Source organism: Phyllobacterium sp. T2-21, assembly GCF_055378485.1.
Genome location: NZ_AP027915.1, coordinates 121281 through 146709, shown reverse-complemented (window position 1 = coordinate 146709; position 25429 = coordinate 121281). Strand labels below are relative to the sequence as shown.

The following is a 25429-nucleotide window of genomic DNA, read 5'->3' as shown; positions in this document are numbered from 1 at the left end:
ATCAGCCGGGAATAATCCAGGCGTCGGCAACGGCGACATGCACGGTTTCACCAATGCGCAGCGCCGATGGGCTGTCGAGCGTCAGACGCTCGCCGTTGGCCAGTTCAAGCCGGGTTTCGTAGACGGCACCGCGATAGGTGCTTTCCTGTACTGTGGCAGCAAGCCCGTCATCGGCGAGACGGAGAGCTTCGGGACGCAGCAGCAGCTTGATCGTGTCGGAGCCATCGGCAACGCCGCGCGCTGCAAGACGATACCCCGCCACATCAACGAGAGCCGATGACGCCTGCCTCTCGACAACCGTGCCGGAAACCGGCGTGCCGCGGCCGATAAATCCGGCCACGCGCTGATCGGCAGGGGAGTGATAGACCTCCACCGGTGCAGCGATCTGCAGGATGTTGCCTGCATTCATCACCGCAATGCGGTCGGAGAGCGCCAGCGCTTCCGACTGGTCATGCGTGACATAAACGATCGTCGCACGGGTGCGCCGATGGATATCCCGAAAAGCCTCGATCATCGAAGCACGCAAATGCATGTCGAGATTGGCAAGCGGTTCATCGAAAAGGATGATTTTTGCGTCGGCAACCAGACAGCGGGCGAGGGCGACGCGTTGCCGCTGGCCGCCCGAAAGTTCCTCGATCCGCCGATCGGCGAAACTGCCGAGACTGACGCTTTCCAGCACCGTTTTGACGCGCTGCGCGATCTCGTCCTTGGCAACCTTCCGGGTCTTCAGCGGGTAGGCGACGTTCTCGGCCACATTCATGTGCGGCCACAGGGCATAGGACTGGAAGACCACGCCGACACCGCGCTCCTCCGGCATTTTCTGGCGGCGCACATCGGCGATCCGCTCGTCGCCAAAATCGATGGCGCCATCGTCGGGTGCCTCGAACCCGGCAATCAGACGCAGGAGAGTGGTCTTGCCGCAACCGGAGGGTCCCAGCAGCGAGGTAAACGACCCTGCGGGGAAATCGATGGAGATATTTCTGAGAGCAACCGTCTCGCCGAAGCGCTTGGTCAGATTCTGGATGTGAATGTCGGTCATGCGCCGCTTTTACAATGCTTTTCGATCTTTGGCACCGCCTATGCGCCAATCGCGTTACAACCATGTGACGGGGCGGTGGTCTGCGGACCGCTGGCAGAAACCGAGCATTTAGGCGCCAGCACGCACGGCATCGATGAAAACCCGCAGCGCAGGTGCCATATGACGCTGCCTGGGATAGCACAGGAATAGCCCCGGAAACGGAGCGCACCATGGATCGAGCAGGCTGACGAGCCTGCCTTCGGCAATGTGATCGGCAACGGTGTCTTCGATCGGAAAACCGATCCCGATTCCCTTGAGCATGGCACCCAGTGCCATTTCCTTGTCACTGAAGATCAATGGACCTTCGACCGAGACACTGAACCAGCTCTCATTCTCGAAAAACTCCCAGGCGTAAGGTGTGGCCCGGCCCGGCCAGCGCCAACGTATGCAACGATGACTGACGAGATCGCGCGGATGCTCCGGATGTCCATGACGCGCCAGGTAATCAGGCGTCGCCACCACCACCTGCCGAAGCTCGGATCCCAGACGAACGGCGATCATGTCGCGTTCGATTACCTCCCCTATGCGCAAGCCCACGTCGAAACCGCCTGCGACGATGTCAGTGACCTCGTCATCCACCGTGATGTCGAGCAGCACTTCTGGATAGCGCTGGGCAAAGCTGGCAAGAATCGGTTCGATGTGTTTTCGGGCTGCGGATCGGAACGAATGCACCTTTACCGTGCCGGCAGGGTGCTCGCCTGAGCGGCGAGCCTGTGCGACGGCGCTTCCAAGCTCGAATGCCGCAGGCCTGACCCGCTGGAGCAGATTCTCACCAGCCTCCGTCAGTGACACATTTCGCGTCGTCCGGTGGAGGAGGCGCATCTCCACCCGTTCCTCGAAACTGCGTACCATCTGGCTCAGCGCTGAAGGGGAGACGCCAAGGCTGTCGGCGGCCCGGGAGAAGCTCAGAAATTCGGCGACGGCAATGAAGGCGCGAAGCTGATTGTAGTCATGTCCGGCGAGCAGGATATCCATTTCAGCATCATACATTACTTAGCTGAGCTAACAAGCACTGTAATTTCTTAGCGCATTATAAAGGCGCAGCCTTTCTGCCATTTTCTCTTTGGTTCATTGAAAAGGATAAAGAAATGACAACTTGGTTCATCACAGGAATTTCGCGCGGCCTGGGCAAGGCACTTGCCGCAGCAGCGCTGGCAGAGGGAGACACTGTGATTGGGACAGTTCGTACGGGGTCGTTCGAACTTGATCATGATCGCGGCACGTTGCATGTGCTGAATGTTGATCTGGTCGACGGCCAGGCCGCAGCTGCCAGCATAGCAAAAGCTTTTGGAATTGCGGGCGAGATCGACGTCATCGTAAACAATGCCGGATACGGGCTGCTGGGTGCATTGGAGAAGGCATCGGATGCGGATGTCGAGAGACTGTTTGCCGTCGATGTTTTTGCACCGTTCCGGATCATTCGGACGGCATTGCCTTACCTCCGCGCGCAGCGCCGCGGTCACATCATCAACATCACCTCGATTGCCGGGCGCGCGCCAACCACCGGATCGGCCGTTTATGCTGCCGCCAAATATGCGCTTGAAGGCCTTTCATCAGCATTGGCTTTGGAGATCGCACCGCTTGGTATCAAAGTAACGGCCATCGCCCCTGGCGCATTCAGGACGGACTTCCTTTCGTCTCATTCAATCCGCAAAAGCGACGCCGAAGACGCTGCCTATGCCGAGACGATCGGACGGAGTTCCGCCGCCTTCGATTCCGTCGCGGGTCGACAGCTGGGCAATCCAGATCTCGCAGCACAGGTGATCATCAGCCTGGTTCGTGCCGACAATCCACCTCTTCATCTGCTGCTCGGCAGTGACGCACTGCGCCGTGCCCGCAGCAAACTGGATCAGATTGTCGATGAGATCGATGCCTGGGAAAGGATCACCCGCAGCACCGATTTCGAGAAAGGCGAATAATTTAGACAGTCAAACTCCGCATCAATCGGACAATTCGGGCAAGGTCACGGTCGTAAGACGGTGACCTTGCTCAAGGCATGCGTTGCTCACATCGTCGCCAGCGATCAACACCACGACACGCAAGTTGCAGCAGGACAACATTGCGCCCATCAAAATTCCCATCAAAACCCGTCAAAAAGAGTTGCACACCTCATTTCGCCGAACTAGTATATCAAGCGGAGGAGAATTCTCGTGGTAAAGATGACGCTTGAAGACGTCGCCCGAGAAGCCGGTGTCAGTCTTGCAACGGTTGATCGTGTTGTGAACGGGCGGAATGGTGTGCATGCGCGCACCATCGAACGCGTCAACGCGGCCATCAAACTGCTTGGCTTTCATCCGGATCAGCACGCATCGCGGCTTGCACGCGGACGGGACTATGATTTCCGGATTATCCTGCCGACCGGCGAAAACGAATTCATGCAAGCGCTGGATGCGGAGTTTCGTGCAACCCGCGAACGCCAGCTGCAGGAACGCGTGCGGCTTTCCATTCAATATGTCGATACTTTCGACGGCGAGGCTTTGGCGGCGGCACTCGAACGGCTGCCCTCCAGCATCGACGGCGTCGCTGTCGTCGCGCTCGACCATCCCGCCGTGACAGAAGCCATCAACGCCCTTGCCGACAGGGGTGTGGTTGTCCTGACACTGGTTTCCGATGTGCCGAACTCACGCCGCGCCCATTTTGTCGGCATCGACAATTACGCCGCCGGGCGCACCGCGGCTTCCCTGATTGGCCGCTTTGTCGGACCGCGCAAGGGCAAGGTCGGCATGATTGCCGGCTCGCTGGCCCTGCGCGACCACGTGGAGCGACAGTTCGGTTTCGAACAGGTCATTTCCCGCGAATACGCCAATCTTGACGTTCTGCCCGTGCGGGAAGCACGGGACGAGAATGCGCGGGTTGAGACGGTCGCCCGCGCGCTGCTGCGCGATCATCCCGATCTGGTCGCCATCTACAACGCCGGCGGTGGCCAGGCGGGTGTCGTCGCTGCGCTCGAAGCAACCGGCCGTGTCTCCGACGTGATTTTCGTGGCGCATGAACTCACCGCCTCGACCCGCCGCCATCTGGTGCGCGGCACCGTTGATGCGCTCATCAATCAGGATGTCGGGCATATGGCGCGCAGCACCGCGCGCATTCTCACTGCCCTGCGTGAAGGCCGTCCCATCGTACCGGGGCAGGAACATATCCGCATCGATATTTTTCTCAGGGACAACATGCCCTGAACAGAGACCGGAGGGGTGCCTGCCCGAGGCGCCCGCATGAATTGGAGGAGACGAGACATGAAGACGATCAAGGGACCAGCCATTTTCCTCGCGCAGTTTGCGGGCGATGCGGCACCGTTCAACTCATTCGACGCGATCTGCCAATGGGCAGCATCCCTCGGCTACAAGGGTGTTCAAATTCCCACCTGGGATGCCCGGCTGTTCGATCTCAAGAAGGCCTCGGACTCCAAGACCTATTGCGATGAAGTCGCCGGCATTGCCCATGCGCATGGCCTCACCATCACCGAGCTTTCAACCCATCTGCAAGGCCAGCTCGTCGCCGTTCATCCGGTCTACGATGAACTGATGGACGGTTTTGCCGTGCCTGAAGTGCATGGCAACCCCAAGGCCCGGCAGGAATGGGCGGTCGATCAGGTCAAGCGCGCCGCACGTGCCTCCAAACACCTTGGCCTCAAGGTGATGCCGACATTCTCGGGCGCATTGGCCTGGCCATTCCTCTATCCCTTTCCGCAGCGGCCTGCCGGTCTCGTCGAAGCGGCATTCGACGAACTGGCCAAGCGCTGGACACCGATCCTCAATTACCTCGATGAACAGGGTGTCGATGCGGCCTATGAAATCCATCCGGGTGAAGACCTGCATGACGGGATCACCTACGAGATGTTCCTGGAGCGCGTGAACAATCATCCGCGCGCCAACCTGCTCTATGATCCCTCGCATTTCGTGCTGCAGCAGCTCGACTATCTCGACTACATCGACATCTATCACGAGCGCATCAAGGCGTTCCACGTCAAGGATGCCGAATTCAACCCGACGGGCCGTCAGGGCGTCTATGGCGGTTTCCAGTCCTGGGTGAATCGTGCCGGACGCTTCCGTTCGCTCGGTGACGGACAGGTGGATTTTGGCGCCGTCTTTTCCAAGCTGACGGCTTATGACTTCGATGGCTGGGCGGTGCTGGAATGGGAATGCGCACTCAAGCATCCGGAAGACGGTGCACGTGAAGGCGCTGAATTCATCAACGCACATCTGATCCGCGTGACCGAAAGGGCATTCGATGATTTCGCTGGCGCAGGAACCGACGACGCGGCCAACCGCCGTATCCTTGGTCTGGTATAAGAACGGAAGGAAGCGGCAATGGCTATTGAAGCAAGCAGAGAAAAAGCGGCAACCCGGCGCATTCGCATCGGCATGGTCGGAGGAGGGCAGGGCGCCTTCATCGGCGCCGTGCATCGCATCGCCATGCGCATCGACGACCAGTACGAGCTCGTCGCCGGAGCCCTGTCTTCCGATCCGGCGCGCGCCAAGGCCTCGGCGAAGGAGCTCGGCATTGCGGAAGACCGTGCCTATGGTTCTTTCGAAGAGATGGCGAAAGCGGAAGCCAAGCGTCCGGACGGGATCGAGGCGGTGGCGATCGTTACCCCGAACCATATGCATGCACCCGCCGCAAAAGCGTTTCTGAAAGCGGGCATCCATGTGATCTGCGACAAGCCGCTGACGACAACGGTGAAGGACGCGAAGGAACTCGTGGCACTGGTGAAGAAGACCGGCAAGATTTTTGCCGTGACTCACAATTACACCGGTTACCCCATGATCCGGCAGGCCCGCGCCATGGTCGAAAAGGGTGTCCTTGGCAAGATCCGTCTGGTGCAGGCCGAATACCCGCAGGACTGGCTGACCGAAAAAGCGGAGGACTCAGGATCGAAGCAGGCGGAATGGCGCACCGATCCGGCGCGTTCGGGCGCAGGCGGCGCCATCGGCGATATCGGCACGCACGCCTATAACCTTGCCTGTTTTGTTTCCGGCTTGACGCTGAAGCAGCTGTGCGCCGAACTCACCAGCTTCGTCGAAGGCCGCAAGCTCGATGACGATGTGCAGATCCTGATGCGCTTCGATGGCGGCGCCAAAGGCATGCTGTGGGCAAGCCAGGTGGCGCCCGGACACGAGAACGGCCTGAAACTGCGTGTCTACGGCACCAAGGGCGGGCTGGAATGGACCCAGGCCGATCCGAACTATCTCTGGTACACGCCGTTCGGCAAGCCCAAGCAATTGCTGACCCGCGGCGGAGCGGGCGCATCGCCGGAAGCCGCCCGTGTCACACGCGTTCCCGGCGGTCATCCGGAAGGCTATCTTGAAGGTTTTGCCAATATCTATACGGAAGCCGCACAGGCGATCATTGCCGCCCGGACGGGCAAGAAGACACCGAAGGATGTGATATATCCGACGGTCGAGGATGGACTTGCCGGCATGGAGTTCATCGATGCGGCGGTGAAGTCGTCCAAAGCCGGCGGCGTGTGGACGAAGGTGTGATGAACAGCGACCAAACCCATCGCAACGACGGAGCGCCCGTGCTTGAAGCCCGGGGCATCGCCAAGGCGTTCGGGCCGGTGGAGGTGCTGACCGATATCAGCCTCACCATCCAGCCCGGCGAGGTGCATGCAATCATCGGCGAGAACGGTGCTGGCAAGTCGACGCTGATGAAGCTTCTGAGCGGCCATCTGCAGCCGACCCGCGGCTCGGTTGCGATGGATGGGGAGGACGTGACCCTCGCCGGTCCCGTCGATGCGGAACATCGCGGCCTTGTGCTGGTACACCAGGAAATCCTGCTCGCACCGCATTTGACGGTCGCGCAGAATATTTTCATGGGCCGCGAGTTGAAACGCGGTCTCATGGTCAATGACCGTGAGATGAACCGGCTGGCTGCCGAAGCCGTGCGCAAGCTCGGTGCCGATATTGATCCGACAACACCGGTGTCGCGGCTATCCATTGCGCGGCGCCAGCTCGTTCAGATTGCCCGCGCGCTGCAGGTGCCGCACCGCGTCGTGATTTTCGATGAGCCCACGGCATCCCTCACGCCCTATGAGACGGAGGCGCTGCTCAAGGTGATCCGCAACCTGCGCGACCAGAACGTGGCGGTTCTCTATATTTCCCACCGCCTGCCGGAAGTCGCCGCCATTGCCGACCGCATCACCGTACTGCGCGACGGCAAACTCATCGCGACGCGCAATGCCTCGGAATTGCAGCCCGTTGACATGGCCAAGCTGATGGTCGGACGCGATATGTCAAAACTCTATCCCGAAAGGGAAGAGACCGCGACGCGCGAGACGATCCTTGATGTGAGCAATTTCGACGTTCCGGGTTATGCCCGCAGCGCCTCGTTCGCCTTGCGCAAAGGTGAAATTCTCGGCTTTGCCGGGCTGATCGGCGCCGGACGGACTGAACTGTTCGAAGGCATTGTCGGGCTGCGTGCCGGACATGGGCAGGTCAAATTGAACGGCAAGCCGGTGCGGTTTCACAGCGTGCGCGACAGCATGGCCGCCGGGATTGTCTACCTGAGCGAAGACCGCAAGGGCAAGGGACTGCTTCTGGCACAGAACCTGCGGACGAACCTCACGCTGGCCTCATTGGAAAAATTCACCAAAGGCCCGCTCATCGAGCGCAAGCAGGAAGAACAGGGGCTGGACAAGGCGATTGCCGAATTCGACATCCGGGCCCGGCGGCGCGATCTGCTGGCGGGCCAGTTGTCCGGTGGCAATCAGCAAAAGCTGTTGCTCGCCAAGATGATGCTGCTTGATCCGAGCATCGTCATCATCGATGAGCCGACCCGCGGCATCGATATCGGCACCAAGGAACAGATCTACAGGTTCATCGCCGATCTCGCCAAGTCAGGAAAATCGGTCATCGTCATCTCGTCCGAGATGCAGGAGCTGATCGGCATCTGTCACCGCATCCTTGTCATGCGCTCCGCGCGCATTGTCGGCGAGGTCTCGGGTGACGCGATGACGGAAGATGAAATCGTCGTCTACGCCACCGGCGTCAAAACAAACGAAGCAGAACTATACGCAACGGGGTCCGCATGAGCGATACGCAAGCAAACACCGACACGCGCGGCCTTGGCCGCAAGCTGGCGGATATCGACAAGACGGCGGTTGCGCCATTCCTGGCGCTTGCCGCGCTTTTCGTTCTGGGCGCCCTGGTCAATCCAAGCTTCATCGGCATCGACAATATATTGAACGTGCTGACCCGCTCGTCCTTCATCGCCATCATCGCGGTTGGAGCGACCTTCGTGATTTCGGCCGGCGGGCTTGATCTGTCGGTGGGATCGATGGCTGCGCTTGTCGCCGGCATCATGATCCTGTTCCTGAATTCTGCCGCCATCGACGGCAATTTCGCCATGCTGGCCGCCGGTGTCGTCATCGCCATCGGCGTCGGCGCAGGCGCCGGACTGGTGAACGGCGCAGTCACCACGCTGGGGCGGATCGAACCGTTTATCGTGACGCTTGGAACAATGGCCATCTACCGCTCCGTCACGGTCTGGCTGGCCAATGGCGGATCGATTGCCATGAAATCCAGTGAAATGCGCAATCTGTTCCGGCCGGTCTATACCGGCACGTTTCTCGGCTTGCCAATACCGGTCTGGATCATCATTGCCGTCGGTTTGCTCGGTGCCTTCATCCTCTACAAGACCTCCTTTGGCCGGCACGTCATCGCGGTCGGCTCCAACGAAGACGTCGCGCGTTATTCCGGCATCCACGTCAATCGTGTCCGCGCCATGACCTATGTCATTCAGGGCATCTGTGTCGCCATAGCCGTTGTGGTCTACGTCCCGCGACTTGGGGCGGCAACCACGACCACCGGCATGTTGTGGGAATTGCAGGCCATCACGGCGGTCGTCATTGGCGGCACGGCGCTGAAAGGCGGCGTCGGGCGCATCTGGGGAACCATTTGCGGCGCCTTCATGCTGGAGATCGTCGGCAACATCATGGTCCTGTCCAACTTCGTCAGTGAATATCTGATCGGTGCGGTTCAGGGCGTCATCATCATCATCGCCATGCTGGTGCAGCGGACACTGCAGCGCAAGGGATAACGGCGATAAAAGTTTGGGAGGGGGAGAATGGGCCACCCGCCGACCTCGACACAAAGGCCCGTAGAATATTTGGGAGAGAGATATGCGTAAACTCATCGTGGGACTTGCCGGCGCGCTGCTCGCGTCAAGCATGGTCCTGGCTCACGCCGCGGACAAGAAAGTCAATATCGCCGTTTCCATTCCGGCTGCCGATCACGGCTGGACCGGCGGCGTCGTCTATCACGCCGAACGGGCGGCCAAGATTCTCGAGGCCAACCATCCCGGCCTCAAGATCACCATCAAGACATCACCCGATGGTGCTTCCCAGGCCAACGCGCTGGAAGACCTGACCACGCAGGGGATCGATGCCCTCGTCACCCTGCCGCATAATTCCGACGAACTGACCGACCCGATCCGTCAGGTCAAAGCAAAGGGCGTATTCGTCACGGTTGTCGACCGCGCCCTATCCGATCAGAGCATTCAGGATCTTTATGTCGCCGGTAACAATCCGGAACTCGGCCGTGTCGCAGGCAAATATCTGAAGGACAAGCTTGGCACCGGTGACGTCGTGGTCATTCGCGGCCTGCCGATCGTCATTGACGAAGAACGCCAGAAGGGTTTTGACGAAGCCATTGCCGGAAGCGGTATCAAGGTGCTCGACAAGCAGTTCGGCAACTGGTCACGCGATGACGCCTTCAAGGTCATGCAGGACTATCTGACCAAGTTCCCGAAGATCGATGCCGTCTGGTGCCAGGATGACGACATGGCCGTCGGCGTGCTCGAGGCCATCAGCCAGGCCAAGCGCACCGACATCAAGATGGTCATCGGCGGTGCCGGCATGAAGGACATGATCAAGCGTGTCAGCGATGGCGATGCCATGACACCGATCAATGTTCTCTATCCGCCGTCCATGATCGCAACGGCACTCGAACTGACGGTTGCCAATTTCTACGATCAGGTTCCTGTACGCGGCAAATACATCCTGGATGCCACCCTGGTCACCAAGGACAATGCCAAGGAATTCTACTTCCCTGATTCGCCGTTCTGATCTCCACGATCAGGACATGATCAGACTGCACATGGAAAAGGCCCGCAAGGGCCTTTTCCTTTTGTCAGGGTTGGCGCCGGGGAGGACTCGTACCCCGACGCCTTCCCTGTTGCAGCAGGCTTCATCATGGCGGGAGCAGCGGTCATGCTCAAACCATTTCCTGCCGCAAATTGCGCGTCGCACGTCGAAATTTCCAGCCGTTGCGCTTGCTGGGATAGCTCGAACTTCAAGAATTTTTGCAGGCTCGCGGTCAGCGCGCTTGCAATTTTGTGATGTTTTTCAAGCACCAACTAACTTGACTCGTTGACTCCTCTTTATGTTGAGTAATAAATATGATCATACGAGTCAAGTTTGAACTATCCGTTGCCGGAGCATTCCGGCAGCGACAGCACGAAAAGGCTGGCCAGCAATGTCACGACGCCAAATCATCGATCTTCAAGTCCGGCTTCCGAGGCTGGCCCCGCTCGCACGCGAAATCATGCCGGTCCGGCAAACGGATATGCGCGTTTACGGCAGCGAAATCCTGTTCGACGGCTCCAACGAAGTCGGCATCGAACATGCCGGCTCGCTTTACCGCCTGAAAATCACCCGCCAGGGCAAACTCATTCTCAACAAGTAACGCATTGATAGGCATCCGAAGACAATGACTGATACGCACAAGCCAGCACCCCAGGACATCCGGCAAGCTCGGGCAGACAACCCCAAAATGCGCGAGCGCGATCTTGCCCAGCAGCTTGGCATCACCGAGGCTGATCTGGTTGCAGCCTTTTGCGGCCTCAATGTCATTCGCATCACCCCGCGCATCGAGACCTTCCTGACCGAGATACAGACCCTCGGCGAGGTGATGGCGCTGACGCGCAACGAAAGCGCCGTGCACGAAAAGATCGGCGTCTACGACAAGCCCATCGTCGGCAAGCACGCCTCCATGCTGCTGGGCGAACAGATCGATCTGCGGCTGTTTCCCGACAGCTGGGCGCACGGTTTCGCGGTGGAAAAGCAGGATGGCGAATTCACCCGCCGCAGTCTCCAGTTCTTCGATGCCGCCGGTGAGGCAATCCACAAAATCCATCTGCGCCCCGCTTCGGACCTCGAAGCCTACCACGCGCTTGTTGCCAAGCTGCGCCTCGACGACCAGTCGCAGAGTATCGAACTGACGGCCTTGCCGAAGCCCGAGGAGAAGATTGCGGAAATTCATGAACTCGATGCGGATGGCCTGCGGGACCGCTGGACCCAGATGAAGGATGTGCATGAGTTCTTCGGCATTCTGCGTTCACTGAAGATGACGCGCCATCAGGCGGTGCAGGTGATCGGGCAGGATTATGCCTGGGCACTGGATCGCGACGCCTTGAGCGCCATGATGCAGCATGCGGCGCAGGAGCAGATACCGATCATGTGCTTTGTCGGCAATCGTGGCTGCATCCAGATTCATTCGGGCCCGATTGCGAACATCAAGGCGATGGGGCCTTGGCTCAATATCCTCGATGAAACCTTTCATATGCATCTGCGCCTTGATCACATTGCCGAGTTGTGGGCCGTGCGCAAACCGACCAAGGACGGTCATGTGACATCGCTCGAAGCCTACGGCGCCGAAGGGGAAATGATCATCCAGTTCTTCGGCAAGCGTCATGAAGGCTCGGGCGAACGGGAAGACTGGCGCCAGCTTGTCGAAAACCTGCCGCGCATCCTGCGTTCGGCCGCGTAAGGAAATGACCATGTTCGCTAAACGCCAGAGCAAGCCGGCAAGGCTGCATCTCGCCGCTTCGCTCGCCGGGCTGATGGCATTGCTTTCCGCACAAAGCATGGCTTCTGCAGAAGAAGTCACCGGGCGTCTTCCCAATGCCAGCCGGGTGGTGTCCATCGGCGACTCCATCACGGAGATCGTCTATGCGCTGGGGGAAGAGGGGCACCTCGTCGGCCGTGACCAGACGAGTACCTACCCGCAAGCAGCGCAGAAGCTGCCCGATGTCGGCTACATGCGCGCACTGTCCCCCGAAGGGGTTCTGTCCATCAACCCGACAGCCATCATTGCCGTGGAAGGCAGCGGCCCGAAGGAAACCATCGATGTCCTGAAGAAAGCCAGCATCCCCTTCGTTTTTGTGCCGGAAGATTACACCGGAAAGAGTATCGCGGCGAAAATACGCGTGGTGGGTACGGCGCTTGGCGTTGGCGACAAGGCGGAAAAACTGGCGTCGCGGGTCGAGAACGATTTGCAGGCGGCTGAAGACGCAACGAAGAACATCAAGAACCGCAAGCGCGTCCTGTTCGTCCTCAGTGCTCAGGGCGGCAAGATCATGGCGTCGGGCACCAAAACGGCAGCCAATGGGATCATTGCACTGGCCGGTGCCGACAATGCGATCACGGAATATCCCGGATACAAGCCATTGACGGACGAAGCGATCATCACGGCCAAACCCGACGTCATTCTGGTCATGGACCGCGGTGGTGACCATGCGTCCGACAATGCCGACCTTCTTGCCAATACGGCGATTGCCGCAACGCCCGCCGGCAAGGACAAGAAGATCATCCGCATGAGTGGTCAGTATCTGCTGGGCTTCGGGCCGCGTGCGCCCAAGGCAATTCACGAGCTGGCAGAAGCCATTTACGGCAACGAACTCGGCAAATGAGTGAGACCGTCTTGAGAAAACCTGCCGTCCTTGCTTCCGCACAGGGCGGCAGCAGACTGCGCCCGGAGGGCGACCGGTCGGCGTTTGCGCGCATGGTCATTGCCTGCCTGTGCGTGGCGCTCGTTGCCACAGTCCTTTTCAGCCTTGCCTTTGGTGCATCCGATGCATCGGTCCTCTCCGTCGTGAAGTCCCTGATTGCTGGATCCGATACCACGGACAATGCGCTCTCCGTCCGTGATCGCATCATCATTTACGATATCCGCTTGCCCCGCGTCATTCTCGGCGCGCTGATCGGCGCGTCGCTCGCCGTATCGGGTGCAGTCATGCAGGGATTGTTCCGCAATCCGCTGGCCGACCCCGGCATCGTCGGCGTCTCGGCGGGCGCCGGGCTTGGCGCGGTCAGCATCATCGTTCTCGGCGGAACCTTCCTCGCCCCGGTGATCGCCCTGTTCAGTCTCTATGCCTTGCCGCTCGCCGCTTTCTTCGGCGCCCTCATCTTCACGCTCGTCCTCTACCACGTCGCGACGCGGCGCGGACAGACATCCATCGCCACCATGCTGCTCGCCGGTATTGCGCTCGGCGCGATGGCCGCCGCCTATATCGGTGTCCTGGTCTATGTCGCCGACGACAAGCAATTGCGCGATCTGACATTCTGGGGGCTGGGATCGCTGGCGGGAGCCAATTGGGTCAAGATCGCCGCATCAGGCCCGCTCATTGCGCTCGCTCTCGTCATTTCACCGTTCCTCGCCCGCGGCCTCAACGGGCTCGCCCTCGGGGAAGCATCGGCCAGCCATCTCGGCATCCCGGTACAGCGGTTCAAACGCATCGCCATTGTCACCGTCGCTGCCGCCACCGGCGCATCGGTTGCGGTCAGCGGCGGCATCGGTTTTCTCGGCGTCGTCGTTCCGCATCTGCTGCGCCTCGTGATCGGCCCCGATCATCGCTATCTCCTGCCGGCCGCCGCTCTCCTTGGCGCCAGCCTGCTGCTGATTGCCGATGCGGTCAGCCGAACGATTGTTGCGCCATCGGAACTGCCGATCGGCATCGTCACGGCAGCCGTCGGCGCACCGTTCTTCCTGTGGATATTGCTGCGCCGCCGCGGCATTCTGGACCTCTGACCATGATCCGTGTTTCCAATGTCTTCGTATCCCTCGGCCGAAACAGAATCGTCGCGGACGTATCCTTTGATGCGGAGGCCGGCGCATTCACAGTTATCGTCGGACCCAATGGATCGGGTAAAACTACCCTGATGCGCGCACTCTCCGGTGATCTGCCGCATGAGGGCGTCATCAGCATCAACGGCACGCCGATCGACCGGCTGAAGCTCTGGCAGATGGCAACCATGCGGGCGATCCTGCCGCAATCCACCTCGCTGTCCTTCCCGTTCACCGTGCGTGAGATCGTCAAGCTGGGCATGACCAGCGGCCGCTCCGGTGTTTCGCGCCACAACGTGGACACACTGCCCGATGAAGCGCTTGAGCGCGTTGACCTCGCGGGTTTCGGCGGGCGGTTCTATCAGGAACTCTCCGGCGGCGAGCAGCAACGGGTGCAACTGGCGCGCGTCCTCTGCCAAGTCTGGCAGCCGGTGCTCGACGGCCAGCCGCGCTTTCTGTTCCTCGATGAGCCGGTGTCGAGCCTCGATATCAAACATCAGCTGATCATCATGCAGATTGCCCGCGACTTTGCCGATCGCGGTGGCGGGGTCATCGCTATCCTGCATGACCTCAACCTCACCTCCATGTTTGCCGACCGGGTCGTGGTCATGCACAGGGGGAGGGCCGATTCTGTGGGCACCCCCACGGAGGTCTTGACCGATGACCGCATCCTGCGCGTCTATGAATGTGCGCTCAAGGTGGGCGGTGTGCCCGGAAAATCCGTGCCGTTCGTCTTGCCGCAATCCGCAGCGTTCTGAGCAAGTGAAGATGCCGCTATCCACCTATTGACTAAAAACGGCGATTTGATACTAAATATAGATGTTATGGTTCTCCCCGAGTCGCAAGACCGGGAGCTAAGAGGGAAGCCGGTGAAATGTCCTGGACATTGATGCCGGCGCTGCCCCCGCAACTGTAAACAGCGAGTTGTTGTCGACAATGCCACTGGAGCCGCGCTTCGGGAAGGCCGACACCAGCGCCGACCTGTGAGCCAGGAGACCTGCCATGACATGATGAACGTCCACGGGCGGGGTGTCCCGGTGTGTCGCTTGCAATGGTCGGCCGCAAGCTGACCGGATTCTTGCACGCGTGCGCTCGACCTTTGCCCCCAACATTTGGGGTATAAGCACATGTCTCTTTCTCTTCAAACCACCCGCGCCGACGGTCAGTCGCCGGTTCGTCCCGCTGAACTGCAGCCATCATCCAGCGAGCCCGGCTATCGCGTCATTCGCCGCAATGGCTCGGTCACACCCTTCGACCCGCTGAAAATCACCGTTGCTCTCACTAAAGCCTTCCTCGCCGTCGAAGGCAACGTCGCTGCCGGTTCGCGCCGTGTGCACGATGTCGTCGAAGGCTTGACCGCCGACATCGTGACAACATTGAAGCGCCGCAGCAGTGAAGCCCGTCTGTTCCACATCGAGGATGTGCAGGATCAGGTCGAACTTGCCCTCATGCGCAGCGAAAACCACAAGGTCGCCCGCGCCTACGTGCTCTACCGGGAAGAACGCGCGCGAGAACGGGCGAAGCTGGTTGAACCCGTGGCCGAAACCGGCCCGTCCCTCAGCGTCACCCTGCTTGATGGGACCAGGGCACCGCTCGATGCGGCGCGCCTCGCCCGCATCATCGATGAAGCCTGTGAAGGACTTGAGGGGGTCAGCGCCGCACCGATCCTCAGCGAAACCCAGCGCAATCTTTACGACGGTATCACGCTCGATGAATTGTCGCTTGCGCCCATTCTGGCTGCACGCACACTCGTTGAAACAGAACCGAACTATTCCTTTGTCACCGCGCGGCTGCTTCTCGACAAACTGCGCCGCGAAGCCTTGAGCTTTGTCTTCGGCAGGCCCGAACAGGCGACCCAGCATGAAATGGCGGAGCGATACGCCGATTATTTCCCCGCCTATGTGAAGGCCGGCATTGAAGCCGAACTGCTCGATCCGGAACTCGCCCGCTTCGACCTGCGGAAAATATCAGCAGCCCTGAAGCCGGAACGCGACCTGCAGTTCCAGTATCTTGGCCTGCAGACATTGTATGATCGTTATCTCCAGCAGACACGCGGTATCCGGTTCGAACTGCCACAGGCCTTCCTGATGCGCGTTGCCATGGGCCTCGCCACCCGTGAGATCGACCGGGAAGCACGCGCCATCGAATTCTACGATCTGCTGTCGTCGTTCGACTTCATGGCTTCCACCCCGACCTTGTTCAATTCGGGCACGTTGCGCCCGCAGCTGTCCTCCTGCTTCCTGACCACCGTCGCCGACGATCTCGATGGCATCTTCAAGGCGGTGAAGGACAATGCGCTCCTGGCAAAATATTCCGGTGGCCTCGGCAATGACTGGACGCCCGTGCGTGGTCTTGGCGCCCATATCAAGGGAACCAACGGCGAAAGCCAAGGCGTTGTACCGTTCCTGAAAGTGGCCAACGATACGGCCATCGCGGTCAATCAGGGCGGCAAGCGCAAGGGCGCGGTCTGCGCCTATCTCGAGACCTGGCATGTCGACATCGAGGAGTTCCTCGATCTGCGCAAGAATACCGGTGACGACCGCCGCCGCACCCACGACATGAACACCGCCAACTGGGTGCCTGACCTGTTCATGAGCCGCGTCGAGGCGGACGAGCAATGGACCCTGTTCTCACCCGACGAGACGCCGGATTTGCACGACCTCTATGGCGCGGCATTCAAATCCGCCTACGAGGCCTATGAAGCCAAGGCCGCACGCGGGAAAATCCGTGTCTTCCGCACCGTGCGGGCACTGGATCTCTGGCGCCGGATTTTGACGATGCTGTTCGAGACGGGCCACCCATGGGTCACGTTCAAGGACCCTTGCAATATTCGCTCGCCGCAGGGTCATGTCGGCGTGGTGCATTCCTCGAACCTGTGCACGGAAATTACCCTCAACACATCGAAGGATGAGGTTGCGGTGTGCAACCTCGGCTCGATCAATCTTGCCAATCACATTGCAGCCGAAGGTCTCGACCTCAAGCGTCTGGCGCGCACTGTGGCAACGGCCATGCGCATGCTCGACAATGTCATCGACATCAACTTCTACACGATCCCGGAAGCGCGCCATTCCAACCTGCGTCACCGTCCGGTCGGCCTCGGGCTGATGGGCTTCCAGGATGCATTGCAGGCTCTGCGTATTCCCTATGCCTCCAACGAGGCCGTGGCTTTCGCCGATCTCAGCATGGAAGCCATTTCGTATCACGCCATTTCGGCATCCGTTGATCTTGCTGGCGAACGCGGCAGCTATCCGAGCTTCAGCGGTTCGCTCTGGTCAAAAGGCATTCTCCCGATCGATTCCATTGAACTGCTCGATCAGGCCCGCACGGCGACTGGTGCCAGGCTTTCGATGGACCGCAGCACTACCCTTGACTGGGAAGCCCTGCGCAAGCGGGTGACGACAACCGGAATGCGCAATTCCAACACCATGGCGATTGCCCCCACCGCAACGATTTCCAACATTTGCGGCGTTGCCCAGTCCATCGAGCCCGCCTATCAGAACCTATTCGTCAAATCCAACATGTCGGGCGACTTCACCGTCGTGAATGCTGCACTGGTGCATGACCTGAAGCAGCGCGGGCTATGGGACGAGGTGATGATTTCGGACCTGAAATATTTCGACGGCTCGGTGGGTGAAATCGACCGCATTCCCGCCGACCTCAAGGCGCTCTATGCCACAGCGTTCGAAATCGACAGCGCATGGCTGATTGCCGCGGCCTCGCGCCGGCAGAAATGGATCGATCAGGCTCAGTCCCTCAACCTCTATATTGCCAACCCGAGCGGCAAGAAGCTGGACGAGCTCTATCGCCTCGCTTGGAACAGCGGCCTGAAGACGACCTACTACCTCCGCTCGCGCTCCGCCTCGCACGTGGAAAAGTCCACGCTGAAAGGTACCGATGGCAAGCTCAACGCTGTCGCCGCCAAGCCGGCTGCCGAACCGATCATCCTGTCGGAACCGGCCGGCAATGCCTGCTTGATCAATGATCCGGACTGTGAAGCCTGCCAGTAAGCGCGCAACCGCGCCTGCCACACATGCTTTGCAATGAATTGAAGGAAAAGACCATGCTTGACTGGACCAACACCGAAGCTGCCGCCAATGCGGCCCGCGCCATCCATCCCGCCCTTGCACCGGATCAGGCACCCGCCGCCGATGCCACGGGTCTTGGCGATATCGTACGCGGCGGTGGCCGTGTGCGCGTCGACGACAAGGCGATGATCAACTCACGTGCCGACGTCAACCAGCTCCTGCCGCTCAAATATCACTGGGCCTGGGAGAAATATCTCAATGGCTGCAACAATCACTGGATGCCAACTGAGGTATCGATGCAGGCGGATATCGCCCTGTGGAAGTCCAGGGACGGGCTGACCGACGACGAACGCCGCATGATCAAGCGCAATCTCGGTTTCTTCGCGGCATCCGAGTCACTTGTTGCCAACAATATTGTCCTTGCCATCTACCGCCACCTGACCAATCCGGAATGCCGCCAGTATCTCTTGCGTCAGGCCTTCGAGGAAGCCGTCCATACCCATACATTCCAGTATATCGTGGAAAGTCTCGGGCTGGACGAGGGCGAACTCTTCAACATGTATCGCGAAGTGCCATCGATCACCGACAAGGCGGCATGGGCGCTCAAGCACACGCAAAATCTCGACAACCCGGATTTCAAGACCGGCACGCCGGAGATGGATCAGCAATTCCTGCGCGATCTCGTGGCCTTCTACGTCATTTTCGAGGGCATGTGGTTCTATACGGGCTTTGCCCAGATCCTGTCGCTTGGCAGGCGCAACAAGATGGTCGGCATTGCCGAACAGTATCAGTACATCCTGCGCGACGAGAGCATCCACATGAATTTCGGCATCGACGTGATCAACCAGATCCGCCATGAGAATCCGCATCTGTGGACGAAAGCCTTCACCGAAGAACTGCGCGGGATGATCAGGGATGCGGCAGAGCTCGAGGCGTCCTATGGCCGCGATACCATGCCGCGCGGGTTCCTCGGGCTGAATGCTGCGCTTTGCGAAAGCTATATGCACTTCATCGCCAACCGCCGCTGCGCCCAGCTCGGTCTCGCACAGGTCTTTCCCGACACGGACAATCCGTTCCCGTGGATGTCGGAAGCCATGGATCTGAAGAAGGAAAAGAACTTCTTTGAAACCCGGGTTATCGAATACCAGAATGGCGGAGCGCTGGCATGGGACTGATGTGTACGATGTCGGCTCTCGAGGACATTTTCGTCGCGTGACCGCGCTTGATGCGAGCATCACGGCTGCGGCGGGACAGGACGCCGCAGCTGCGACAGAATCTGCCGCCAATGGAATTGATTTGTTGACATAAAGATATCTTTATGTGAGTTTACGCCTCTCATCCCAAGATGGCCAAGAGGCGTTTGAGTCATGAATATTGCAGTCGATAATCTGTTCGGTCCCATGGGCGCTCCCCGGGATGGCTCGGAGGTGTTTGAAGCGCTGACCAAGGCGGCGCGCGAACGCATCCTGATTCTCGACGGGGCCATGGGCACGCAGATTCAGGGCCTCAGCCTGAACGAGGACGATTTCCGCGGCGAACGCTTTGCCGACTGCTCCTGTCACCTGCAGGGCAATAACGACCTTCTGATTCTCACGCAGCCCCAGGCCATCGAGGACATCCACTACGCCTATGCCATGGCCGGTGCGGACATTCTCGAAACCAATACGTTCTCTTCTACGACCATCGCCCAGGCTGATTATAGCATGGAAGAGGTTGTGTACGAGCTGAACCGCGACGGCGCCCGCCTTGCCCGCCGGGCCGCGATCAAGGCCGAACAGAAGGACGGCAAGCGCCGCTTCGTGGCCGGGGCGCTCGGACCGACGAACCGCACTGCCTCCATTTCGCCTGACGTGAACAATCCCGGCTATCGCGCCGTCACCTTCGACGATCTGCGTATTGCCTATGCGGACCAGGTGCGCGGCCTGATGGATGGCGGCGCCGATATCATCCTCATCGAAACGATCTTCGACACGCTGAACGCCAAGGCAGCGGTGTTCGCCACACAGGAAGTGTTCGAGGAAAAGGGCATCACCCTGCCCATCATGATTTCGGGCACGATCACCGATCTCTCGGGCCGGACCTTGTCCGGTCAGACACCGACGGCATTCTGGCATTCCGTGCGTCACGCGGAACCCTTCACCATCGGCCTGAACTGCGCGCTTGGCGCCAATGCGATGCGCGCCCATCTGGCTGAAATCTCCGGCGTTGCCGATACATTTGTCTGCGCCTATCCCAATGCCGGTCTGCCCAATGAATTCGGCCAGTATGACGAAAGCCCCGAGGCGATGGCCGAGCAGCTGGAAGGCTTTGCCAGTGAAGGCCTGCTGAACATCGTCGGCGGCTGCTGCGGTTCGACGCCCGATCACATCCGGGCGATTGCCGAGGCGGTCAGCAAATATCCGCCGCGCCAGATCCCGGAAATTTCCACGCATATGCGCCTGTCCGGCCTTGAGCCGTTCACGCTGACCAAGGACATTCCATTTGTGAATGTCGGCGAGCGCACCAATATCACCGGCTCGGCCAAGTTCCGCAAGCTGATCACCACCGGCGACTTTGCCACGGCGCTGGATGTGGCGCGCGATCAGGTTGCCAATGGCGCGCAGATCATCGACATCAATATGGATGAAGGCCTGATCGACAGCGAGAAGGCGATGGTCGAGTTCCTCAACCTGATCGCCGCTGAGCCGGATATTGCCCGCGTGCCCGTCATGATCGACAGTTCCAAGTGGGATGTCATCGAGGCCGGACTGAAATGCGTGCAGGGCAAGCCGCTCGTCAACTCCATCTCCATGAAGGAGGGGGAGGAGGCTTTCCTTCACCATGCCAAACGCGTGCGCGCCTATGGCGCGGCCGTCGTGGTCATGGCGTTCGACACGGAGGGCCAGGCCGATACGCTGGAGCGCAAGGTCGAGATCTGCACCCGCGCCTATGAACTTCTGACCAAGGAAGCCGGGTTCCCACCCGAAGACATCATTTTCGATCCGAATGTGTTCGCGGTTGCCACCGGCATCGAGGAACACAACGGCTATGGTGTGGCCTTTATCGAGGCGACACGCCAGATCACGGAAACGCTGCCGCATGTGCATATCTCCGGCGGCATTTCGAACCTGTCCTTTTCGTTCCGCGGCAACGAGCCTGTGCGCGAAGCCATGCACGCGGTGTTCCTCTACCATGCGATCCAGGTCGGCATGGACATGGGCATCGTCAATGCCGGGCAGCTGGCGGTTTATGAATCCATCGATCCGGAATTGCGCGAGGCCTGCGAAGACGTCGTGCTCAACCGCCGCGACGATGCGACGGAACGGCTGCTGGACCTGGCAGAACGCTACAAGGGATCGGCCGGCAAGGAAGCGCGCGAGCGTGATCTCGCCTGGCGCGAATGGAGCGTGGCGGAGCGCATTTCCCATGCGCTCGTCAATGGCATTACCGAATTCATCGATGTCGACACGGAAGAGGCGCGGCTTGCGGCCGAACGGCCGCTGCATGTGATCGAAGGTCCGCTGATGGCGGGCATGAATGTCGTCGGCGATCTCTTCGGTGCAGGAAAGATGTTCCTGCCGCAGGTGGTGAAATCCGCCCGCGTGATGAAACAGGCCGTGGCCTTGCTCCTGCCGCATATGGAGGCGGAAAAGCTCGCCAATGGCGGCACGGGCGAACGCGAAAGCGCCGGCAAGGTGCTGATGGCAACGGTCAAGGGCGACGTGCACGATATCGGCAAGAACATTGTCGGTGTCGTTCTCGCCTGCAACAATTACGAGATCATCGATCTCGGCGTGATGGTGCCCGCCACCAAGATTCTGCAGACGGCAAAAGAGCTGGATGTCGATATCATTGGCCTCTCCGGCCTGATCACGCCGTCGCTCGACGAAATGGTGCATGTGGCGTCCGAAATGGAGCGCGAAGGGTTCAATATTCCGCTTCTGATCGGAGGGGCAACAACCAGCCGCGTGCACACGGCGGTGAAGATCAATCCGCGCTATCACAAGGGCCAGACGGTTTATGTCACCGATGCAAGCCGTGCGGTCGGCGTCGTCTCCCAACTTCTCTCGCCGGACACCAAGGGCGGCTTTGTCGATAACATCCGCAGCGAATATACTAGGGTTGCCGAAACCCATGCCCGCAATGAGGCAGACAAGCAGCGGTTGTCGCTGGAAAAGGCCCGCGCCAATGCCCACAGGATCGACTGGTCGGGCTATGAACCGCCGAAGCCGTCCTTCCTCGGAACGCGGGTGTTCGAAAATTACGACCTCGCCGAACTGTCGCGCTACATCGACTGGACGCCATTCTTCCAGACATGGGAGCTGAAGGGCCGCTATCCCGCCATTCTCGACGACGAACATCAGGGCGCGGCAGCGCGGCAGTTGTTTGCCGACGCGCAGGCCATGCTGGCCAAGATCATCGATGAAAAATGGTTCAATCCGAAAGCCGTCATCGGCTTCTGGCCGGCGGGAACCGTCGGCGATGATATCCGCCTGTTCACCGACGAGGGGCGCCAGAAAGAGCTAGCCACACTCTATACATTGCGCCAGCAGCTGTCGAAGCGCGATGGCCGGCCGAATGTCGCCCTGTCGGATTTCGTCGCACCTGTTGCCAGTGGCAAAGGGGATTACATCGGCGGTTTCGTCGTGACGGCAGGCATAGAAGAAATCGCCATTGCCGAACGGTTCGAGCGGGCGAATGACGACTATTCATCCATTCTGGTGAAGGCCCTTGCCGACCGGTTTGCCGAAGCCTTTGCAGAATTGATGCATGAACGGGTGCGCAAGGAATACTGGGGCTATGCACCGGATGAAACTTTGAAGCCAGATGAACTGATCGGCGAGCCCTATCGCGGCATCCGCCCGGCACCCGGTTATCCCGCGCAGCCCGATCACACGGAAAAGGATACTCTGTTCAGCCTGCTCGACGCGGAAAGGCAGATCAACGTGCGCCTGACTGAGAGCTACGCCATGTGGCCGGGCTCGTCGGTTTCGGGCGTCTATCTCGCCCACCCGGAATCCTACTACTTTGGCGTCGCCAAGGTGGAGCGCGACCAGGTCGAGGATTATTCGGAGCGCAAGGCAATGCCGGTCGAAGAGGTGGAGCGCTGGCTCGGCCCGATCCTCAACTATGTTCCGGCCCCGCGGGTTCAGGCGGCCGAGTGAAGATAGTTGCGGGGAGGGGCGCCCAGCATGCGTTTGAACATGGTGGTAAAGGCAGGAACGCTGTTGTAACCGAGATCGAGCGCAACGCTGGTCACCGCTTCACCTCCGGACAGACGCGGCAAGGCGGATAGCAGGCAGGCCTGCTGGCGCCATGTCGACAGGCTCAAGCCCGTCTCGCGCCGGAAAAACCGCGTAAAGGTGCGGCGGCTCATGCCGAGGCGATCGGCCCAGTTGTCGATATTGGTGCGGGGCGAAGGGTCTTGCAGAAAACCCCTGCACAGCGCCGCCAGCCTGGTATCATCGGGGAAGGGCAGGCCGAGCGGGCGCTCTTCCAGCTTGGGAATCTCGTGCAGCAGCAATCCCATCATGAATGTGGTGCGCGGGCTCGCCTGCTCGTCCGACGGGGAAGCGACAACCTCACGGATCAGCGTATCCATGAGCGGGGTCAGAGCAACCACATGCAGATGTTTCTTCAATCCTTCAACGGCATCGGGACGGACATAGATCGAATGCATGGCGACATCGCCGTGCATATCCACCGCATGCCGCACGCCCGCTGGTAGCCATAGCGCATGATGCGGCGGCACCATCCAGCGGCCGAACTTGGTGGAGACCATGACAACCCCGGTCATCGCGTGCAGAAGTTGCGACAGGCTGTGCTGATGCTCCGGAACATGGCACCCCGTGGGATAGTGCGCCAATCCGGCAACCACATCGCCCTTCGATTGCTCAAGCCATTCCAGCCGCTGCAGATGCACACGCCCCAGATCCCTGGCGTGGAAACTCATCTCGGGAAACTTCAGATAGAGCATCGGCTTGGCCCACTTGCGAAAGAAATAGACCAAACCACGAAGGCAGGTTTTGTGCAACAGGTATATCAGGAAAGAGAAGGGTGACGCGAAGCACGCAATCAACACCCTCATTTTCCGATGGAACGCCCGATATGACCGATACATCCCTGCCCGCACAGCGCTCTTCTGCTGAAATAACTGCCTTCGGCATCATCTTTGCCGTGAGCTTCTGCCATCTGCTCAACGACATGATGCAGTCCATGCTCTCGGCCATCTATCCGATGCTCAAGACCAACTACGGACTCGACTTCAAGCAGATCGGCCTGCTGACGCTCACCTTTCAGGTCACAGCGTCCCTGCTGCAGCCTGTCGTCGGCACTTATACCGACAAGCGCCCGATGCCCTACTCCCTGCCGGTCGGCATGGGCTTTTCGCTGGTTGGCCTCGGCCTCTTGTCGATCGCCACGCACTATTCGATGCTGCTGATCGGCGCCGCTTTCATCGGCATCGGCTCGTCCATCTTCCATCCGGAGTCTTCGCGCGTCGCGCGCCTGGCATCCGGCGGACGTCATGGCCTTGCCCAGTCGCTGTTCCAGGTCGGCGGCAATTTCGGCACGGCGCTCGGACCTTTGCTTGCAGCGTTCATCATCCTGCCGCACGGCCAGCAGAGCATCGCCTGGTTCTCGGCGGCAGCACTGATCGGCATGATCGTCCTGTATCAGGTCGGCAACTGGTACCAGCGCTATCGCGCCGCCAATGCGAAAAAGCCGCCGGTCAGCCGTACACTGAAACTGCCGCGCCGCAAGGTAACGATGTCGCTGATCATTCTCACGCTGCTGGTGTTCAGCAAGAACATCTATCTCGCCAGCATCTCCAGCTACTACACCTTCTACGTGATCCACAAATTCGGCATCACCGTACAGCAGTCGCAGCTGATGCTGTTCCTGTTCCTCGGCGCCGCTGCTGTCGGCATCATCGGCGGCGGACTGGTTGGCGACAAGATCGGCGTCAAGACCGTCATCTGGTTCTCGATCCTGGGCGTCCTGCCGTTCACACTGCTGATGCCCTATGCGAACCTGTTCTGGACCGGCGTGCTGACCGTGTTCATCGGCCTCATCCTGTCCTCGGCATTCCCGGCCATCGTGGTGTTCGCACAGGAGCTGGTGCCGGGTCGGGTCGGCATGATCGCCGGCATCTTCTTCGGCTTCGCCTTCGGCATGGCCGGAATTGCAGCCGCGGTTCTCGGGGTCGTTGCCGACAACAAGGGGATCGACTTTGTCTATATGGTCTGTTCCTACCTGCCATTCCTCGGCCTGTTGACCATCTTCCTGCCGAGCATGCGCGAGGTGAAGGGCGAGCCCGTGGCAGTCCCGGCATAAACAGGCGGCAGCATTGTTGCTATCCGGCGACAGTCGCTGAAATAACAGCCCTCTGTCATAACGGGTCCGGAACGCGCGTGTTCCGGGCCCGTTTTCAATTGGCTCAACGATTTCAATGGTTAAAGATGATTTCATTACTCATATTTTATAAGCTGATGCAAAACCTTCTG

The 25429-nt window shown here is 59.8% G+C and carries 20 protein-coding genes and 1 riboswitch; of the genes, 16 read left to right on the top strand and 4 right to left on the bottom strand.

All coding sequences use genetic code 11. From position 1 onward, the window contains the following. Position 1: 1 nt before the first annotated feature. Positions 2 to 1039: an ABC transporter ATP-binding protein gene (locus ACZ5FP_RS22820; RefSeq protein ID WP_464664757.1), complete on the bottom strand. Its 1038-nt coding sequence runs from the start codon at positions 1037 to 1039 to the stop codon at positions 2 to 4. Positions 1040 to 1147: 108 nt separating this feature from the next. After that, on the bottom strand, positions 1148 to 2053 hold the full coding sequence (locus tag ACZ5FP_RS22815) for a LysR family transcriptional regulator (protein ID WP_464664756.1): 906 nt from the start codon (positions 2051 to 2053) through the stop codon (positions 1148 to 1150). 113 nt (positions 2054 to 2166) lie between these two features. Here ACZ5FP_RS22815 and ACZ5FP_RS22810 point away from each other — a divergent pair, with 113 nt between their 5' ends. The 7 genes from ACZ5FP_RS22810 (at position 2167) to ACZ5FP_RS22780 (ending at position 10142) form a co-directional block, all read left to right on the top strand. Continuing rightward, positions 2167 to 2997: an SDR family NAD(P)-dependent oxidoreductase gene (locus ACZ5FP_RS22810; protein ID WP_464664755.1), complete on the top strand. Its 831-nt coding sequence runs from the start codon at positions 2167 to 2169 to the stop codon at positions 2995 to 2997. Between the two features lie 240 nt (positions 2998 to 3237). Then, positions 3238 to 4254, top strand: a complete 1017-nt coding sequence (locus tag ACZ5FP_RS22805) for a LacI family DNA-binding transcriptional regulator (RefSeq protein ID WP_464664847.1) — start codon at positions 3238 to 3240, stop codon at positions 4252 to 4254. A 57-nt stretch (positions 4255 to 4311) separates the two neighbouring features. Further along, complete coding sequence (locus ACZ5FP_RS22800) at positions 4312 to 5367, top strand: sugar phosphate isomerase/epimerase family protein (protein ID WP_464664754.1); 1056 nt, start codon at positions 4312 to 4314, stop codon at positions 5365 to 5367. 18 nt (positions 5368 to 5385) lie between these two features. Further along, positions 5386 to 6558: a Gfo/Idh/MocA family protein gene (locus ACZ5FP_RS22795; protein ID WP_223614655.1), complete on the top strand. Its 1173-nt coding sequence runs from the start codon at positions 5386 to 5388 to the stop codon at positions 6556 to 6558. Beyond that, positions 6558 to 8108 carry a sugar ABC transporter ATP-binding protein gene (locus ACZ5FP_RS22790; protein ID WP_464664753.1) on the top strand — a complete coding sequence of 517 codons (1551 nt, stop codon included), beginning with the start codon at positions 6558 to 6560 and terminating at the stop codon, positions 8106 to 8108. The genes ACZ5FP_RS22795 and ACZ5FP_RS22790 overlap by 1 nt, the downstream gene beginning before the upstream one ends. After that, the gene (locus ACZ5FP_RS22785) at positions 8105 to 9115 is read left to right on the top strand and encodes an ABC transporter permease (RefSeq protein WP_288192149.1); all 1011 of its coding nucleotides are present in this window, start codon (positions 8105 to 8107) and stop codon (positions 9113 to 9115) included. Before ACZ5FP_RS22790 ends, ACZ5FP_RS22785 begins: the two co-directional genes overlap by 4 nt. An 82-nt stretch (positions 9116 to 9197) precedes the next feature. After that, on the top strand, positions 9198 to 10142 hold the full coding sequence (locus tag ACZ5FP_RS22780; RefSeq protein ID WP_346306407.1) for a substrate-binding domain-containing protein: 945 nt from the start codon (positions 9198 to 9200) through the stop codon (positions 10140 to 10142). Between the two features lie 20 nt (positions 10143 to 10162). On the opposite strand, the gene ACZ5FP_RS22775 is transcribed toward ACZ5FP_RS22780, so the two are convergent. Next, the gene (locus ACZ5FP_RS22775; RefSeq protein WP_464664752.1) at positions 10163 to 10432 is read right to left on the bottom strand and encodes a hypothetical protein; all 270 of its coding nucleotides are present in this window, start codon (positions 10430 to 10432) and stop codon (positions 10163 to 10165) included. A gap of 188 nt (positions 10433 to 10620) precedes the next feature. On the opposite strand from ACZ5FP_RS22775, the gene hemP reads away from it, so the two are divergent. From hemP to metH, 8 genes are all read left to right on the top strand, one after another. After that, the gene (gene hemP, locus ACZ5FP_RS22770) at positions 10621 to 10761 is read left to right on the top strand and encodes a hemin uptake protein HemP (RefSeq protein ID WP_223614931.1); all 141 of its coding nucleotides are present in this window, start codon (positions 10621 to 10623) and stop codon (positions 10759 to 10761) included. A 24-nt stretch (positions 10762 to 10785) separates the two neighbouring features. Continuing rightward, positions 10786 to 11844 carry a hemin-degrading factor gene (locus ACZ5FP_RS22765; RefSeq protein WP_464664751.1) on the top strand — a complete coding sequence of 353 codons (1059 nt, stop codon included), beginning with the start codon at positions 10786 to 10788 and terminating at the stop codon, positions 11842 to 11844. 4 nt (positions 11845 to 11848) lie between these two features. After that, positions 11849 to 12766, top strand: a complete 918-nt coding sequence (locus ACZ5FP_RS22760; RefSeq protein ID WP_464664750.1) for a heme/hemin ABC transporter substrate-binding protein — start codon at positions 11849 to 11851, stop codon at positions 12764 to 12766. Beyond that, entirely contained in the window at positions 12763 to 13884 is a 1122-nt protein-coding gene (locus ACZ5FP_RS22755; RefSeq protein WP_464664749.1) for a FecCD family ABC transporter permease, read from the top strand. Before ACZ5FP_RS22760 ends, ACZ5FP_RS22755 begins: the two co-directional genes overlap by 4 nt. Positions 13885 to 13886: 2 nt before the next feature. Further along, complete coding sequence (locus ACZ5FP_RS22750; RefSeq protein WP_464664748.1) at positions 13887 to 14678, top strand: heme ABC transporter ATP-binding protein; 792 nt, start codon at positions 13887 to 13889, stop codon at positions 14676 to 14678. A 50-nt stretch (positions 14679 to 14728) separates the two neighbouring features. Continuing rightward, positions 14729 to 14939: riboswitch (cobalamin riboswitch) on the top strand. 108 nt (positions 14940 to 15047) lie between these two features. Further along, positions 15048 to 17927: a ribonucleoside-diphosphate reductase subunit alpha gene (locus ACZ5FP_RS22745; RefSeq protein ID WP_464664747.1), complete on the top strand. Its 2880-nt coding sequence runs from the start codon at positions 15048 to 15050 to the stop codon at positions 17925 to 17927. A gap of 53 nt (positions 17928 to 17980) precedes the next feature. Continuing rightward, on the top strand, positions 17981 to 19120 hold the full coding sequence (locus ACZ5FP_RS22740) for a ribonucleotide-diphosphate reductase subunit beta (protein ID WP_130272649.1): 1140 nt from the start codon (positions 17981 to 17983) through the stop codon (positions 19118 to 19120). Positions 19121 to 19312: 192 nt separating this feature from the next. Then, a complete protein-coding gene (gene metH / locus ACZ5FP_RS22735; protein WP_464664746.1) occupies positions 19313 to 23089 on the top strand; it encodes a methionine synthase in 3777 nt (1258 codons plus the stop codon). On the opposite strand, the gene ACZ5FP_RS22730 is transcribed toward metH, so the two are convergent. Next, on the bottom strand, positions 23074 to 23901 hold the full coding sequence (locus ACZ5FP_RS22730; RefSeq protein WP_464664745.1) for an AraC family transcriptional regulator: 828 nt from the start codon (positions 23899 to 23901) through the stop codon (positions 23074 to 23076). The genes metH and ACZ5FP_RS22730 overlap by 16 nt on opposite strands. Positions 23902 to 24032: 131 nt before the next feature. On the opposite strand from ACZ5FP_RS22730, the gene ACZ5FP_RS22725 reads away from it, so the two are divergent. Beyond that, a complete protein-coding gene (locus ACZ5FP_RS22725) occupies positions 24033 to 25259 on the top strand; it encodes an MFS transporter (RefSeq protein WP_346306194.1) in 1227 nt (408 codons plus the stop codon). Positions 25260 to 25429 lie beyond the last annotated feature (170 nt).